Here is a 13,101-nt window from a genome sequence, read left to right on the forward strand (position 1 = left end):
GGTGGCCAGTTAGTGGGGCAATTCCGTATCTGAGGGGTTTATTACAATCGGTTTAAACTCGTCCGCTGTTAGGAGGACTAAGCAACAGGGCCAAGTACTGGCCCTGTTGACCTCAAGACACGGATCGGACATGAACGAAACCACCCTGCAAAACAAATCCCTGCTAATCCTACTGATCCTGGTCACCCTGGCGTTTATCTGGATACTCTTGCCTTACTACGGTGCAGTGTTCTGGGCGGTGATCCTGGGCATTGTGTTTGCGCCGATGCAGCGCCGGCTGATGCTCAAGTTAGAACGTAAACGCAACCTGGCTGCACTGATTACGCTGACCACCTGCTTAGTCATCGCGATCCTGCCGGTGATCATCATTAGCGCCTTGTTGGTTCAGGAAGGCGCGCTGTTGTACAAGAACGTCGAAAGTGGGGAGCTGGACATCGCCAACTACTTGGAAGAGTTCAAGCACGCGCTGCCCAGTTATTTCCAGCATCTGCTCGACCGTACTGGCATGGGCAACCTTGAGGGCCTGCGTGACAAGATCACCAAAGGGGCCATGCAGGGCAGCCAATACTTCGCTACCCAAGCCTTTAGTTTTGGCCAGGGCACCCTCGATTTCATTGTCAGCTTCGGCATCATGTTGTACCTGCTGTTCTTCTTTCTGCGCGACGGCCCGGACTTGGTCCGACGCATTCGCATCGCTGTGCCGCTCGCTGAACAGCAGAAGCGCCGACTGCAGCTGAAGTTCAACCGGGTGGTGCGTGCCACCGTCAAGGGCAACCTGTTAGTGGCCGTCACTCAAGGGGCTTTGGGGGGCTTTATCTTTTGGGTTCTGGACATCCCGAGCGCGTTGTTGTGGGCGGTGCTCATGGCCTTACTGTCGCTCTTGCCCGCTATCGGCGCAGGCATTGTCTGGGCACCGGTGGCGGCGTACTTCTTGCTCAGCGGAGCGATCTGGGACGGGGTAATTCTCAGCGCCTTCGGCATTTTGGTGATTGGCATGGTCGACAACGTGCTGCGCCCGATCCTGGTTGGCAAAGACACGCGCATGCCTGATTACCTGATCCTGGTTTCGACCTTGGGTGGTCTGGCCGTGTTCGGCCTGAACGGATTTGTGATCGGGCCGCTGATTGCTGCATTGTTCATGTCCAGCTGGGGAATTTTCGTCAGTACCAAGCAGCAAGTTCGCCTGCCAGCAGACCGCCCGCGTTTGCCCTAGTATGCGGCATCAGTGGCAGGTACCATGCCTGCCACTGATGTCTGGATCTGTCCCATGAGCAAGCCTGGCCAAAGGGTGCTGGTGTCCCTGCGCAAAATGATCGCCTCCGGTGAGCTGAGTGCCGGGGAGCGTTTGTTCGAAGTGTCTACGGCTGATCTGCTCGGCGTGTCGCGCACGCCGGTGCGCATCGCCTTTCGTACCCTGGAGCAAGAGGGGCTGCTGGTGCGCTTTGGTGCTCGCGGCTATCAAGTGCGATCAGTGGATGCTCACGACATCGCCGGTGCGATTGAAGTCCGCGGCGTGCTGGAAGGCCTTGCCGCGCGCCAGGCGGCTGAGCGCGGCCTCTCTGGCCAGGCCATTGAGCAATTGCGCGAGTGCCTGGACCAGGGTGATGCACTGTTCGAAAAAGGCTTTGTCAGTGAGGCCGATCTGGCCCTTTACCACGACCTCAACATGCGCTTTCACCAAGTGATTATCGATGCCAGCGGCAACCCAGCCATCTCCAGCGCCCTGGCGCGCAATGCGCACCTTCCTTTTGCTTCGGTGAGCGCCCTGGCCGTTGACTGCGAGAACTTGAGCCGCGAATACCGGCGCTTCAATTACGCCCACCTGCAACACCATTCGGTGGTGGATGCACTGGTGCACGGCCAGGGTGCTCGCGCCGAAGCGATCATGCGCGAACATGCCAATGCGACCCTGCGCTACGCCGAAATCTTCGACAGCCGGCACAGTGAGCAAGTGCGCGTGATCACCCGCGACGCGAGCGATGGTTCATAGGTCCAGTACCAACAGCGGTGACCGGGCCCTGGAACAGCAAGGGGTGAACTGATCGTTTTGCGCCTGCTCGTCCTCGCTTAGGTAAAGGTCGCGGTGCTCTGGAATGCCGTCCAGTACCTTGGTCAAGCAGGTGCCACAGATACCTTGTTCGCAGGACACCGGAATTTCATAGCCGTGTTCGCGCAGTACCTGCACGATGGTTTGGTCCGCCGGCACGTCGAACACCTCGCCACTGCGCGCCAGCCTGACCTGGAAGGCACCCTCGGTGACACCCTGCGGCACCGGCGCGGCGCTGAAGTACTCGCGGTGCAGGCTGGCGGACGGCCAACCTTGCTGTTCTGCGCTTTGCAGAACATGGGCCATAAACCCTGCAGGGCCGCACACATAAAGGTGCGAGCCGGGCGCCGGGTCGGCGAGCACCTGCGGCGTATCCAGGCCGGTACCGGGCTGGTCGTCGAAATGCAGATAAGTGCGCCCGGCAAAGCGCTCAGCCTGTAGGCGCGGTAAAAAGGCGGCCTGGGCCTGTGAGCGGGCGCAGTAATGCAGTTCGAAGGGCTTGCCTTGGTGCGCCAAGTGCTCGGCCATGCACAGGATTGGGGTAATGCCGATACCACCAGCGAACAACAGGCTGTGGTGGGCTTCACGCGCCAGTTCGAAGAGGTTTCGCGGTTCGCTGATACTGAGTTCGGCGCCCACCTGGAGGCCATGCATGGCCACGGAGCCACCGCGCGAGGCGGGGTCTTTGAGTACCCCGATACGATACCTGTGGTGTTCATGGGGTGGGTTGCACAACGAGTACTGGCGCACCAGGCCCGGGGCGAGCTGCACGTCAATGTGCGCCCCCGCGGTGAAAGGGGGTAGGGCAGTGCCATCGGCCCGGGCCAGCTCATAGCTCTGGATGCCTTCGGCTTCGGCGTGGCAGGCGGTGACGATGACCGAGATCATGGCTGCTGCTCCTTACCCAACTCAGCGGCCACCAGACGCTCGAGGATGCGCCGTGATTGCACGCCCCCGGCATCGATATTGAGCTTGAGCAAGTTACGTTGTGGATACGCCAGCAAGTTCTGTTGCTGGCGTTCGAGCATCTCCAGGTCTTCGCTGAAAATCTTGCCCTGGCCTTCACGAATGGTCGCTGTCAGCGCGGTATCGCCCGGGTTGAAGTTGCGTGCCATGCCCCAGAAATACCAGATCGAAGTGTCGCTTTCCGGGGTGATGAAGTCGACCACGATGCTTGACGCCTTGTCCCGGGCATCCGCGTGGTAGCCGCCTTTGCCGGCGTGGGCCACGCCGACTTCGATCAGCACATGGCTCGGTGGGCTGAAGCGGCAGATCTGCCAGCGATCAACCGGCACATCGTCGGCCAGGCCGTTACCGCGCAGCGCCATGCGCCAGAACGGCGGCGCCATGATGTTTTCCATGTGCCGGGCAGTGACGACATGATCGCCCTCTACAGCCGTGGTCGGCGCGGCTTCGTCGATTTCCTTTTGGCCGATGCTGGAAGCGTGCACATAGGTTTCGTGGGTCAGGTCCATCAGGTTGTCGATCATCAGGCGGTAGTCGCAGGCGATGTGGTAAAGCCCGCCGCCGTAGGCCCACTCGTCGCTCTCGGCCCAGTGCAAATGGGGGATGCTGGTGGCATCGGCCAGGGCCTGATCACCTGGCCAGACCCAGATGAAGCCGTGGCGTTCCACTGCCGCATAGGTTTTGTTGCAGGGAAAGCCGCGGACCCGCTGACCGGGCATGGCTGCGGTTTTGCCATCGCAGCCCATGGCCAGGCCATGGTAGCCGCAGACCAGTTGCCCGTCTTCCACCCGACCCAGGGACAGGGGAGCGCCGCGGTGTGGGCAGAAGTCTTCGACGGCAGCGACCTGTTGATCAGGCCCACGGAAGAAAACGATTTTCTCCCCACAGATTTGCCGGCCGAGTGGCTTGCCGGCTATTTCATCGGGTGTGCACGCAACATACCAAGTGTTTTTTGGATACATAAGCCAGGTCCTCATCGGGTTTTTGTTTTTCTATGGATCCATTAGTGCTCAAAAATAATAGTTAATCAAGTGAATTATATAATCAGTTGACCAGCGGATACGGCGTAGAAAATGGGTTTGGTGAATATGATGTGCTGGCGCGTTATCACTCAGCCGCGCTTATTATGGATCCACTGATTCAATGAGGCGTTCTGCCGGCCTTGAGCCTGACGCCGTGCATTGGGTACCATCGCGCTCGCTGTAGGCTTGCCTATGGCTTTTCCGTTTTTTTCCGAGCGATGCCCATGCCGCAACCCATCCCCCTCAAAGACCACGACAAGGAGCAAAGCCTGGTCAACCGCCGGCTGATTGCCTGCGCGCTGCTGGTTATCATTTTGTGTCTGGCCTTGGTGGGGCGCCTCTATGTCTTGCAGGTGTTGCAGTTCGACTACAACTCCACAGTCTCGGAAAATAACCGCGTACATGTGTTGCCGATTGCGCCGGAACGCGGGCTGATCTTTGACCGCAACGGGGTGGTGCTGGCGGAAAACCGGCCCAGCTTCGACTTGACCCTTACCCGCGAACGCGCCGGTGATTCAGCCAAGGTGCTCGACACCGTGGCCGAGGTCCTGCACTTACCCGAAGAGGAGCGCCGCCAATTCGACAAAGACCTCAAGCGGGTACGGCACCCGTTCGAGCCGGTCACCCTCATGTACGAGCTGAGCGAAGAGCAAATCGCGCTGATTGCGGTCAACCAGTTCCGTCTGCCGGGCATCGATGTCGACGCTGAATTCATCCGCGAATACCCACGCGGCGATCATTTTGCCCACTCGGTGGGTTACGTCGGCCGGATCAACGAAAAAGAGTCCAAGCAGCTCGACTCCGTCCAGTACCGGGGCACCCAATCCATTGGTAAAACCGGCGTCGAGCGTTTCTACGAGCCGCAACTGCACGGCCATGTGGGCTATGAAGAAGTCGAAACCAACGCCCAAGGGCGGGTCATGCGGGTGCTCAAGCACACCGATCCGACCCCGGGCCAAAACATCACCCTAAGCCTGGACATCAACCTTCAGGAAGCCGCCGAGAAAGCCTTGGGCGACCGCCGCGGCTCGGTGGTATGCATTGACCCGGACACCGGGGAAGTGTTGGCGATGGTCAGCAAGCCCAGCTTTGACCCCAACCTGTTCGTCACAGGGATCAGCTTCAAGCAATACGCGGCTTTGCGCGACTCCATCGACCGTCCGCTGTTCAATCGGGTGCTGCGCGGCCTTTACGCGCCGGGCTCGACAATCAAGCCTGAAGTGGCGATTGCCGGGCTCGACAGTGGCGCCGTGACCCCCGCCACCCGGGTATTCGACCCGGGCTATTACGAACTGCCCAACTACGATCATAAATACCGTAACTGGAACCGCAGTGGCGACGGCTGGGTGAATATGGACGCCGCTATCATGCGTTCCAATGACACCTACTTCTATGACCTGGCCCACCGTTTGGGCATCGAGCGTTTGCACGATTACCTGAGCCAGTTCGGCCTGGGTCAGAAAGTTTCCCTGGACATGTTCGAAGAGGCCCCTGGCTTGATGCCGTCGCCGCAGTGGAAACGCGCCACCCGCCGCCAGGCCTGGTACCCCGGCGAAACCCTGATTCTTGGCATCGGCCAGGGCTATATGCAGGTGACCCCGCTGCAATTGGCCCAGGCCACCACGCTGATTGCCAGCAAGGGTGTCTGGCACCGCCCGCACCTGGCGCAGACAGTCGGCGGCGTCGCGCCAGTGGACGAAAACCCCATGCCCAATATCGTGTTGCACAACAATAGCGAGTGGGAGCAGGTCAACCATGGCATGCAATTGGTGATGCACGACCCACGCGGTATCGCCCGCGATGCGGCGGCCGGCGCGCAGTATCGTATTGCCGGTAAAAGCGGCACGGCACAGGTAGTGGCGATCAAGCAAGGCGAACGCTATAACCGCCTCAAGACCTTAGAGCGCAACCGTGACAACGCGTTGTTCGTAGGGTTTGCTCCGGCGGAGCATCCGCGGATCGTCGTGGCGGTGATGATCGAGAACGGCGAGGCGGGTGGTCGGGTCGCCGGGCCCGTGGTGCGGCAGGTCATGGACGCTTGGTTACTGGATGCCGATGGTCATCTCAAACCCAGTGGCCCACCCCACGTGTAGCACCTAAGGGCTTGCTCCGTCAGCCGCTGAGTCTAGGTTTCGCTGTCAATGCAACCATCACCTCCGGACACACTCATACAAGGGACGCTTATTATCCCCGCGGAGGCAGTATCGTATGACCAAGCCGGACAAGGACTACGTGGCATGGCTGGAAGAACAGTCCATGCTCAATGCCGCCAGGCAGCGCGCCAAGCTCTACTCAGGGCAGGCGCGGCTCTGGCAGCGGCCGTATGCCCAGGCCCGGCCGCGCGACGCTTCGGCGATCGCATCGGTTTGGTTCACCGCCTATCCAGCCTCCATCGTCACCCGTGAAGGCGGCTCGGTGTTGCAGGCGCTGGGCGACGAGACGCTTTGGCACGCGCTGTCGGAAGTCGGTGTGCAAGGTATCCATAACGGCCCGCTGAAGTTGTCTGGGGGGCTGAAGGGGCGGGAGCGTACGCCTAGCGTCGACGGTAACTTCGACCGCCAAAGCTTCGAGATCGACCCCACTCTGGGCACCGATGCCGAGATGCTCATGCTTAGCCGCATCGCTGCGGCCCACAACGCCATTGTCATCGACGACGCCATTCCCTCGCACACCGGTAAAGGCGCTGACTTTCGCCTGGCGGAGCTGGCCTACGGCGACTATCCCGGCCTGTATCACATGGTCGAGATCAAGGAAGACGACTGGGGCCTGCTGCCTGAGGTGCCCGCAGGCCGCGATGCGCAGAACCTGAGCCCGGAAGTGGTGGATATCCTGCGGGACAAGTACTACATCGTTGGCCAGTTGCAGCGGGTGATTTTCTTCGAGCCGGGGGTCAAGGAGACCGACTGGAGCGTGACGCCAGTGATAGTCGGCGTTGATGACAAGCCGCGGCGGTGGGTGTACCTGCACTACTTCAAAGAGGGGCAGCCATCCCTCAACTGGCTGGACCCCAGCTTTGCCGCGCAGCAAATGATTATTGGCGATGCCCTGCATTCCATCGATGTCATGGGCGCGCGGATCCTGCGCCTGGACGCCAACGGTTTCCTCGGGGTCGAGCGGCGCCCTGAAGGCAATGCCTGGTCGGAAAGCCACCCGTTGTCCGTCACGGGCAACCAGTTGCTCGGTGGTGCGATCCGCAAGGCCGGTGGTTTCAGCTTCCAGGAGCTGAACTTGACCATCGACGACATTGCGTCAATGTCCCACGGCGGCGCCGACCTCTCCTATGACTTCATTACCCGCCCGGCCTACCAGCATGCGCTGCTCACCGGCAACACCGAGTTCCTGCGGCTGATGCTGCGCCAGGTGCACGCTTTCGGCATCGATCCGGCTTCGCTGATCCATGCCCTGCAAAACCACGATGAATTGACCCTGGAACTGGTGCACTTCTGGACCTTGCACGCCCACGACACCTATCACTATCAAGGCCAAACCTTCCCAGGCAATATCCTGCGCGAGCATATTCGCGAGGAGATGTACGAGCATTTGACTGGCGAGCATGCGCCTTACAACCTGAAATTCGTCACCAATGGCGTGTCCTGCACCACCGCTAGCATCATCACGGCGGCGCTGGGTATTCGCGATCTCGACACCCTGACTGCCGCCGATGTCGAGCAAATCAAGCACATCCACCTGTTGTTGGTAATGTACAACGCCATGCAGCCAGGGGTGTTCGCGCTCTCGGGCTGGGACCTGGTGGGGGCGTTGCCACTGCCTGCGGACGAAGTTGCGCACCTGATGGCCGATGGTGACACCCGCTGGATTCATCGTGGGGCCTACGACCTGGCCGACCTCAACCCGGAGGCCGAGACCTCCGCCGGCGGCATGCCGCGCCCGCGCGCGTTGTATGGCAGTTTGGTTAGCCAATTGCAGCAGCCGGATTCATTCGCCAGCCAATTGAAGAAGATCCTCGCCGTACGCAGTGCCTACGACATCGCCGCCAGCCGCCAACTGCTGGTGCCAGATGTCGAGCACCCAGGCCTGTTGCTGATGGTGCACGAGCTACCAGCAGGGCGCGGTACGCAAATCACCGCGCTGAACTTCAGCAAGGACCCGATCGTCGAGACCCTTCATTTACCGGGCATTACCCCAGGCCCGGTGGTGGATATCATCAACGAGCGCGTTGAAGGCGACCTGACCGAGGCGGGTGACTTCACCATCACCCTCGACCCCTATGAAGGTTTGTGCCTGCGGGTGGTCAGCGCCCATCCGGCAATGTAAGCCAGGGCTATAGACTTTCAGCCTTTCTTGTTAATCTCGTAACGTTTTGGGACAAAGGATCGGGGGTAAGCCACTTCGCTACCAGTAGCGAAGGGGCTTACCCCCGATCTTGTCACAGGCAATACAGACCCCTTAGTCCCTTCGCAAAATTGGTTCGTTGCCCTATGCGTTTGCTCCTCGATCCTCGGCATGATATCGATGCCGCTCTCTTGACCTACCGGCGTGTATTCTGGTCACTGGCGCTGTTCAGTGGCGTCATTAACCTGTTGGTGCTGGTGCCCTCGTTGTACATGATGCAGGTCTATGACCGCGTCCTTACCAGCCGCAACGAAACCACCCTGTTGATGCTGACCCTGATCGCCCTCGGGCTGTTTATGTTCAGCGGTTTGATCGAATGGATTCGCGGTCAGGTGATGGTGCGCATGAGCGCAGGCCTTGACGAGCAGTTGGGCGGGCGGGTCTTTGACGCGGCCTTCGAGCGCAGCCTCAAAGAGCAGAATGCCAACCCGGCGCAGGTGCTCAGCGATTTAACCACCTTGCGCCAGTTCATCACCGGGCAGGGCTTGATCGCTATGCTGGATGCCCCTTGGCTGCCGATCTTTCTGGTGGTGGCGTTCTTGTTTCATCCTTGGTTTGGTGTGCTGACTCTGGTACTGGCGTTGATCCTCATCGGCCTGGCGATATGGGGTGAATTAGCCACCCGCAGCAGCCTGGCCGAAGCTAACCAGCAATCGGTCAAGGCAGCGGCCTACGTCAACAGCACCCTGCAAAACGCCGAGGTGATCCAGGCTATGGGTATGCTGCCGGCGTTGCGCCAGCGCTGGGCGACCATGCAGCAAGGGGTGATTAGCGCCCAAGCGCGGGCCAGCGACCGCAGTGCGCGGATCACCTCGATGACCCGTTTCGTGCGGATCTCCGGGCAGTCGCTGTCGTTGGGGCTGGGCGCTTTGCTGGTGCTGGAAGGGCAGATTTCCGCAGGCATGATGATCGCCATGTCGCTGCTGCTGGGGCGTGCCCTGGCGCCGGTAGAAATTGCTATCGGTTCCTGGAAGCAGTTCGGCGGTGCCCGTGAAGGCTACCGGCGTTTGAGTGGGTTACTGGAGCAGCAGCCCGTGCGCAAAGTGCCCATGGCGCTGCCTGCGCCCACCGGTGCCTTGCGGTTGGAGCAATTGCATGTGGGCCCGCCGGGTTCCCGGCAGCCTACCTTGCGTGGGATCAACCTGGCGCTGAGCAAGGGCGAAGTCATGGCGGTCATCGGGCCGAGCGCTTCGGGCAAATCCACTTTGGCCCGAGCCATCGTTGGCATTTGGCCGGCGTTGGGCGGCTCTGTGCGTCTAGACAATGCCGAGATCAATCAATGGTCCCATGAGGCCCTCGGCCCGCACTTAGGCTACCTGCCCCAAGACATCGAGCTATTCGACGGCACGGTGGCGGAGAATATCGCCCGCTTTGGCGAGCTGGACTCGAAAAAGATCATTGAAGCCGGGCGTTACGCGGGCATCCATGAAATGGTCCTGCGCTTTGCCAAGGGTTACGACACGCCGTTGGGGCCGGGCGGCCTGGGCCTTTCCGGTGGGCAGAAGCAGCGCATCGGCCTGGCTCGGGCGCTCTACGGAAGCCCGGCCTTGATCGTTCTCGATGAGCCCAACTCGAACCTCGATGACGCCGGTGAAGTGGCCTTGGTTCAAGCGCTGCGGGCCCTGAAGCAGGCCGGCAGCACCGTCGTGCTCATCACCCACCGGCCCAGTGTGTTGGGCATGGTGGATAAAATCCTGCTATTGCAGAACGGCGCGCAGCATTCGTTTGGGCCCCGCGACCAGATCCTCAAAACCTTGATGCCAGCGCCCACCCCAGGCACTGCCGTGCAGGAGGCTAGCCGTGATGCGTGAAGTTTCCGCCGAGCGCGTCACGCCGCCTGGCGCCCTGCAGGCGGCAACCCCGGCCAAAGCCAGCACCGACGCCTCGCGCTCGGCACGCCACGGCGTGTGGTTCCTCGCCGTGGCCTTTGGCGGGTTCTTGCTGTGGGCGTTTCTCGCGCCGCTGGACCAAGGCATTGTCGGCAGCGGCACTGTGGTGGTCTCTGGCGAGCGCAAGACCGTGCAGTCGCTGGTGGGGGGCGTGGTGGAAAAGATCCTGGTCAGCGATGGTGATCTGGTCAGTCCAGGGCAGTTGCTGATTCAGCTCAACACCATCCAGGCCCAAGCCCAGCTCGATGTCACCCTGGGTAAGCTGTTGAGTGCGCGTAGCATCGAAGCGCGGCTGATCGCCGAGCGCCTCAACCGCCCAGCGATCGCATGGCCCGCTGACCTGTTGGCGCGCGCGGGCGACCCGCGGGCTCAAGCGGCAATGGCCTTGCAGGAGAACCTGTTCGCTACGCGCCGCGCCGAGCTCAACAGCCGTTTGAAAATCGTCGAGCACGAAGTGGCTTCCCTCAGCCAACAGCTACAGGCCTACCAGTCGGTGAAACGTAATTACGATTCGCAGATGCAGTTCCAGCAACAAGAGGTCGCCGGCCTGCGCGAGTTGGCCCGGGACGGCTACGTGCCGCGCAACAAGCTGTTTGAAGTGGAGCGTAATACCGCCCAGTTGGCTGGCCAGGTCGCCTCCGGCATCGCCGATATCGGCAAGACTCAGCAGGCTATCAACGAAAGCCGGCTCAAGGCATTGCAGCAGGAACAGGAGTTTCGTCGCGACGCTGAAACCCAGTTGAGTGACGTAGCCAGCGAAGCCTCGGGGTATGCCGACCAAATCCGCGCCCTGGAATTCGAAGTCAGCAACGGCGCGCTCAAGGCGCCGGTGGGTGGGCAGGTGATGGGGCTGGCGGTGCACACCATCGGTGGTGTGGCCACGGCCGGCCAGGCCCTGATGGAGGTGGTGCCGCTGGATGCGCCCCTGGGGGTGACCGCGCGCTTTCCGCCGATGATGGCCAACAAGCTGCAGCCGGGCTTGCCGGTGCACGTGCACTTTACTGCACTGCAGCGCGTCGACACCCCCACGGTGATCGGCACGGTCAGCACGGTTTCGGCTGACCAACTGATCGATGAGCAGACCAAACAGCCGTATTTTTCGGCCAAGGTTTTGATCCCCGGGGAAACCGTGGAAAGCCTGCGCGCTGCCGGTTTGCAGGTGAAGCCAGGAATGTTGGCCGATGTGACCGTGGTCACGGGTGAGCGTACCCTCATGAACTATCTGATGAAGCCGCTGCGCGAACGCCTGTTGGCCGCGTTCAAGGAGGAATGACCGTGGCCATGCGTTTACCCCCTTGGGCCTTGGTTGGTCTTAGCTTGACCTGGGCTGGCACGGCAGGCGCCGCGGGCGGCGAGTTGAGCCTGGCCGATCTATACGATGCCTCGCGCCTGCACGATCCGACCATCCAGTCGGCCACGTACGCCTACCAGGCCTCACAAAACGAGGAGGCAATTGGCCGTGGGCGCCTGCTACCCCAAGTGTCGCTCGGCTCACGCTACGGCAAAGGCGGGCGCACCGACGGTGGCACCGACGCCAGTTATGTCGACAGTGACGATTACCAGTCCAACAGCGTGTCGCTCACCGCCCAGCAGCCTTTGTACGACAAGGCCCGCTGGGCGGCCTATCAGGAGGGCAAGGCGCGGGGGCAACTGGGTGAGCTGGAGTTCGACGTCGCCAGCCAGACGCTTTTCGAGCGGGTCGCCAAGGCTTATTTTCAAGTGGCCAGGGTGGAAAACGAGATCAAACTGATTGGCCAGCAGAAAGCGGCGATTGCCGGGCTGGTGGAACAGAACAAGCGCTTATTCGCCTCGGGGGAGGGCACCGTGACCGACATCGACGACGCCCAGGCCCGCTATGATCTGGTGGTCGCCCAAGAGGTCGAGGCGCAAACCCAGCGTATAGCCGCACTGCGCACGCTATCAGGCCGGGCTAACATCGCGGTGCAGGATATCCCGCCCATGCAGGAACGCAGCCTGGGTGAGGGCTTGCTGGCACCCGAGCACGACCTCGGCTACTGGACCCGCATCGCCCGCGACGCCAGCCCCGAACTGGCCGCGCGCCAGGCCGCCGTGCGCGTGGCTGAAGCGCAAAGCGAGGGACAAAAAGCCGGGCACTACCCGACCCTGTCCCTGACCGGGCAACTGACCCGCCGCGACAATTCCCAGTATCAAGAACTGCAACCGCGCCAGGACAGCTACTATGTGGGCCTGTCGCTAGACATTCCGTTGTACAGCGGCGGCTCGGTCAGCGCTTCGGTGAAAAAGGCCGAAGCCGCCCTGGCAGGCGCCCAGGCCGACTATGACGTGCAACGCCAGCAACTGGCCGAAGACGTCGAGACCGACTACCTGGGCGTGGTGGCCGGCCAGGCGAAAAGCCGCGCCATGCTACGCGCCGTAGACTCCAACCAGAAAGCCCTGACGTCCACCGAAAAGGGCTACCAGGGCGGCGTGCGCTCTACGGTGGATATCCTCGATGCACAACAACGGCTATTCCAGGCCCGGCGTGATCTGCTCAACACCAAGCTGGACATGCTGCTTAGCTACGTCACCTTGCACACCCACACCGGGCAGATGAACCGCGCGGTGTTGGAGCGCCTGCAGGGCATGTTCTAAACCTCAGCATCTGTAATGCCACGACCGCGTAGGAGGGGTCCGGGCGGCGCTCCGCTCGGCCCCGAGCTTTTGATCTTGGCGGCGGCGCAGATCGGTGAAGAGATCGGGGGCAAGACCCCCTCCTACGGCGCGCGGTATATTCAATATTTGCCGCGATCCGTACGGCGCGCGGTGTATTCCATATTTGCCACGACCGCGTAGGAGGGGGCCG

The 13,101-nt window shown here is 61.3% G+C and carries 9 protein-coding genes; 7 read left to right on the forward strand and 2 right to left on the reverse strand.

Features of this window, described 5'->3' with window-relative positions:
- Nucleotides 1-130: 130 nt before the first annotated feature.
- Nucleotides 131-1,213 (forward strand): AI-2E family transporter, encoded by a 1,083-nt coding sequence (locus QCL65_RS11220; RefSeq protein WP_407316287.1) that lies wholly within the window; start codon nt 131-133, stop codon nt 1,211-1,213.
- A gap of 54 nt (nt 1,214-1,267) precedes the next feature.
- A complete protein-coding gene (locus QCL65_RS11225) occupies nt 1,268-1,990 on the forward strand; it encodes a GntR family transcriptional regulator (protein ID WP_407316288.1) in 723 nt (240 codons plus the stop codon).
- Here the strand turns inward: QCL65_RS11225 and QCL65_RS11230 are convergent.
- Both QCL65_RS11230 and QCL65_RS11235 read right to left on the reverse strand, forming a co-directional pair.
- Nucleotides 1,985-2,935: a PDR/VanB family oxidoreductase gene (locus tag QCL65_RS11230; protein WP_407316289.1), complete on the reverse strand. Its 951-nt coding sequence runs from the start codon at nt 2,933-2,935 to the stop codon at nt 1,985-1,987. The two genes, QCL65_RS11225 and QCL65_RS11230, sit on opposite strands and share 6 nt — an antisense overlap.
- Nucleotides 2,932-3,975: a Rieske 2Fe-2S domain-containing protein gene (locus QCL65_RS11235; RefSeq protein ID WP_407316290.1), complete on the reverse strand. Its 1,044-nt coding sequence runs from the start codon at nt 3,973-3,975 to the stop codon at nt 2,932-2,934. The genes QCL65_RS11230 and QCL65_RS11235 overlap by 4 nt, the downstream gene beginning before the upstream one ends.
- 284 nt (nt 3,976-4,259) lie before the next feature.
- Here QCL65_RS11235 and mrdA point away from each other — a divergent pair, with 284 nt between their 5' ends.
- The 5 genes from mrdA to QCL65_RS11260 all read left to right on the forward strand — a co-directional run bounded on the left by mrdA (nt 4,260) and on the right by QCL65_RS11260 (nt 12,890).
- Complete coding sequence (mrdA, locus tag QCL65_RS11240; RefSeq protein WP_407316291.1) at nt 4,260-6,128, forward strand: penicillin-binding protein 2; 1,869 nt, start codon at nt 4,260-4,262, stop codon at nt 6,126-6,128.
- A gap of 115 nt (nt 6,129-6,243) precedes the next feature.
- Nucleotides 6,244-8,310: a maltose alpha-D-glucosyltransferase gene (gene treS / locus QCL65_RS11245; protein WP_407316292.1), complete on the forward strand. Its 2,067-nt coding sequence runs from the start codon at nt 6,244-6,246 to the stop codon at nt 8,308-8,310.
- A gap of 164 nt (nt 8,311-8,474) precedes the next feature.
- Nucleotides 8,475-10,199, forward strand: coding sequence for a type I secretion system permease/ATPase (locus QCL65_RS11250; RefSeq protein ID WP_407316293.1), 1,725 nt, complete (start codon nt 8,475-8,477; stop codon nt 10,197-10,199).
- Nucleotides 10,192-11,550: an HlyD family type I secretion periplasmic adaptor subunit gene (locus QCL65_RS11255; RefSeq protein WP_407316294.1), complete on the forward strand. Its 1,359-nt coding sequence runs from the start codon at nt 10,192-10,194 to the stop codon at nt 11,548-11,550. The genes QCL65_RS11250 and QCL65_RS11255 overlap by 8 nt, the downstream gene beginning before the upstream one ends.
- An 8-nt stretch (nt 11,551-11,558) precedes the next feature.
- Nucleotides 11,559-12,890 carry a TolC family outer membrane protein gene (locus QCL65_RS11260; protein ID WP_407316295.1) on the forward strand — a complete coding sequence of 444 codons (1,332 nt, stop codon included), beginning with the start codon at nt 11,559-11,561 and terminating at the stop codon, nt 12,888-12,890.
- Nucleotides 12,891-13,101 lie beyond the last annotated feature (211 nt).

The organism is Pseudomonas sp. nanlin1 (genome assembly GCF_045571515.1).
Lineage (GTDB): Bacteria > Pseudomonadota > Gammaproteobacteria > Pseudomonadales > Pseudomonadaceae > Aquipseudomonas.

Excerpts from the sequence above, each read along its gene's own strand:
- QCL65_RS11220 (WP_407316287.1), top strand. The coding sequence starts at position 131 with ATGAACGAAACCACCCTGCAAAACAAATCCCTGCTAATCCTACTGATC.
- QCL65_RS11225 (WP_407316288.1), top strand. The coding sequence starts at position 1,268 with ATGAGCAAGCCTGGCCAAAGGGTGCTGGTGTCCCTGCGCAAAATGATC.
- QCL65_RS11230 (WP_407316289.1), bottom strand. The coding sequence starts at position 2,935 with ATGATCTCGGTCATCGTCACCGCCTGCCACGCCGAAGCCGAAGGCATC.
- QCL65_RS11235 (WP_407316290.1), bottom strand. The coding sequence starts at position 3,975 with ATGTATCCAAAAAACACTTGGTATGTTGCGTGCACACCCGATGAAATA.
- mrdA (WP_407316291.1), top strand. The coding sequence starts at position 4,260 with ATGCCGCAACCCATCCCCCTCAAAGACCACGACAAGGAGCAAAGCCTG.
- treS (WP_407316292.1), top strand. The coding sequence starts at position 6,244 with ATGACCAAGCCGGACAAGGACTACGTGGCATGGCTGGAAGAACAGTCC.
- QCL65_RS11250 (WP_407316293.1), top strand. The coding sequence starts at position 8,475 with ATGCGTTTGCTCCTCGATCCTCGGCATGATATCGATGCCGCTCTCTTG.
- QCL65_RS11255 (WP_407316294.1), top strand. The coding sequence starts at position 10,192 with ATGCGTGAAGTTTCCGCCGAGCGCGTCACGCCGCCTGGCGCCCTGCAG.
- QCL65_RS11260 (WP_407316295.1), top strand. The coding sequence starts at position 11,559 with ATGCGTTTACCCCCTTGGGCCTTGGTTGGTCTTAGCTTGACCTGGGCT.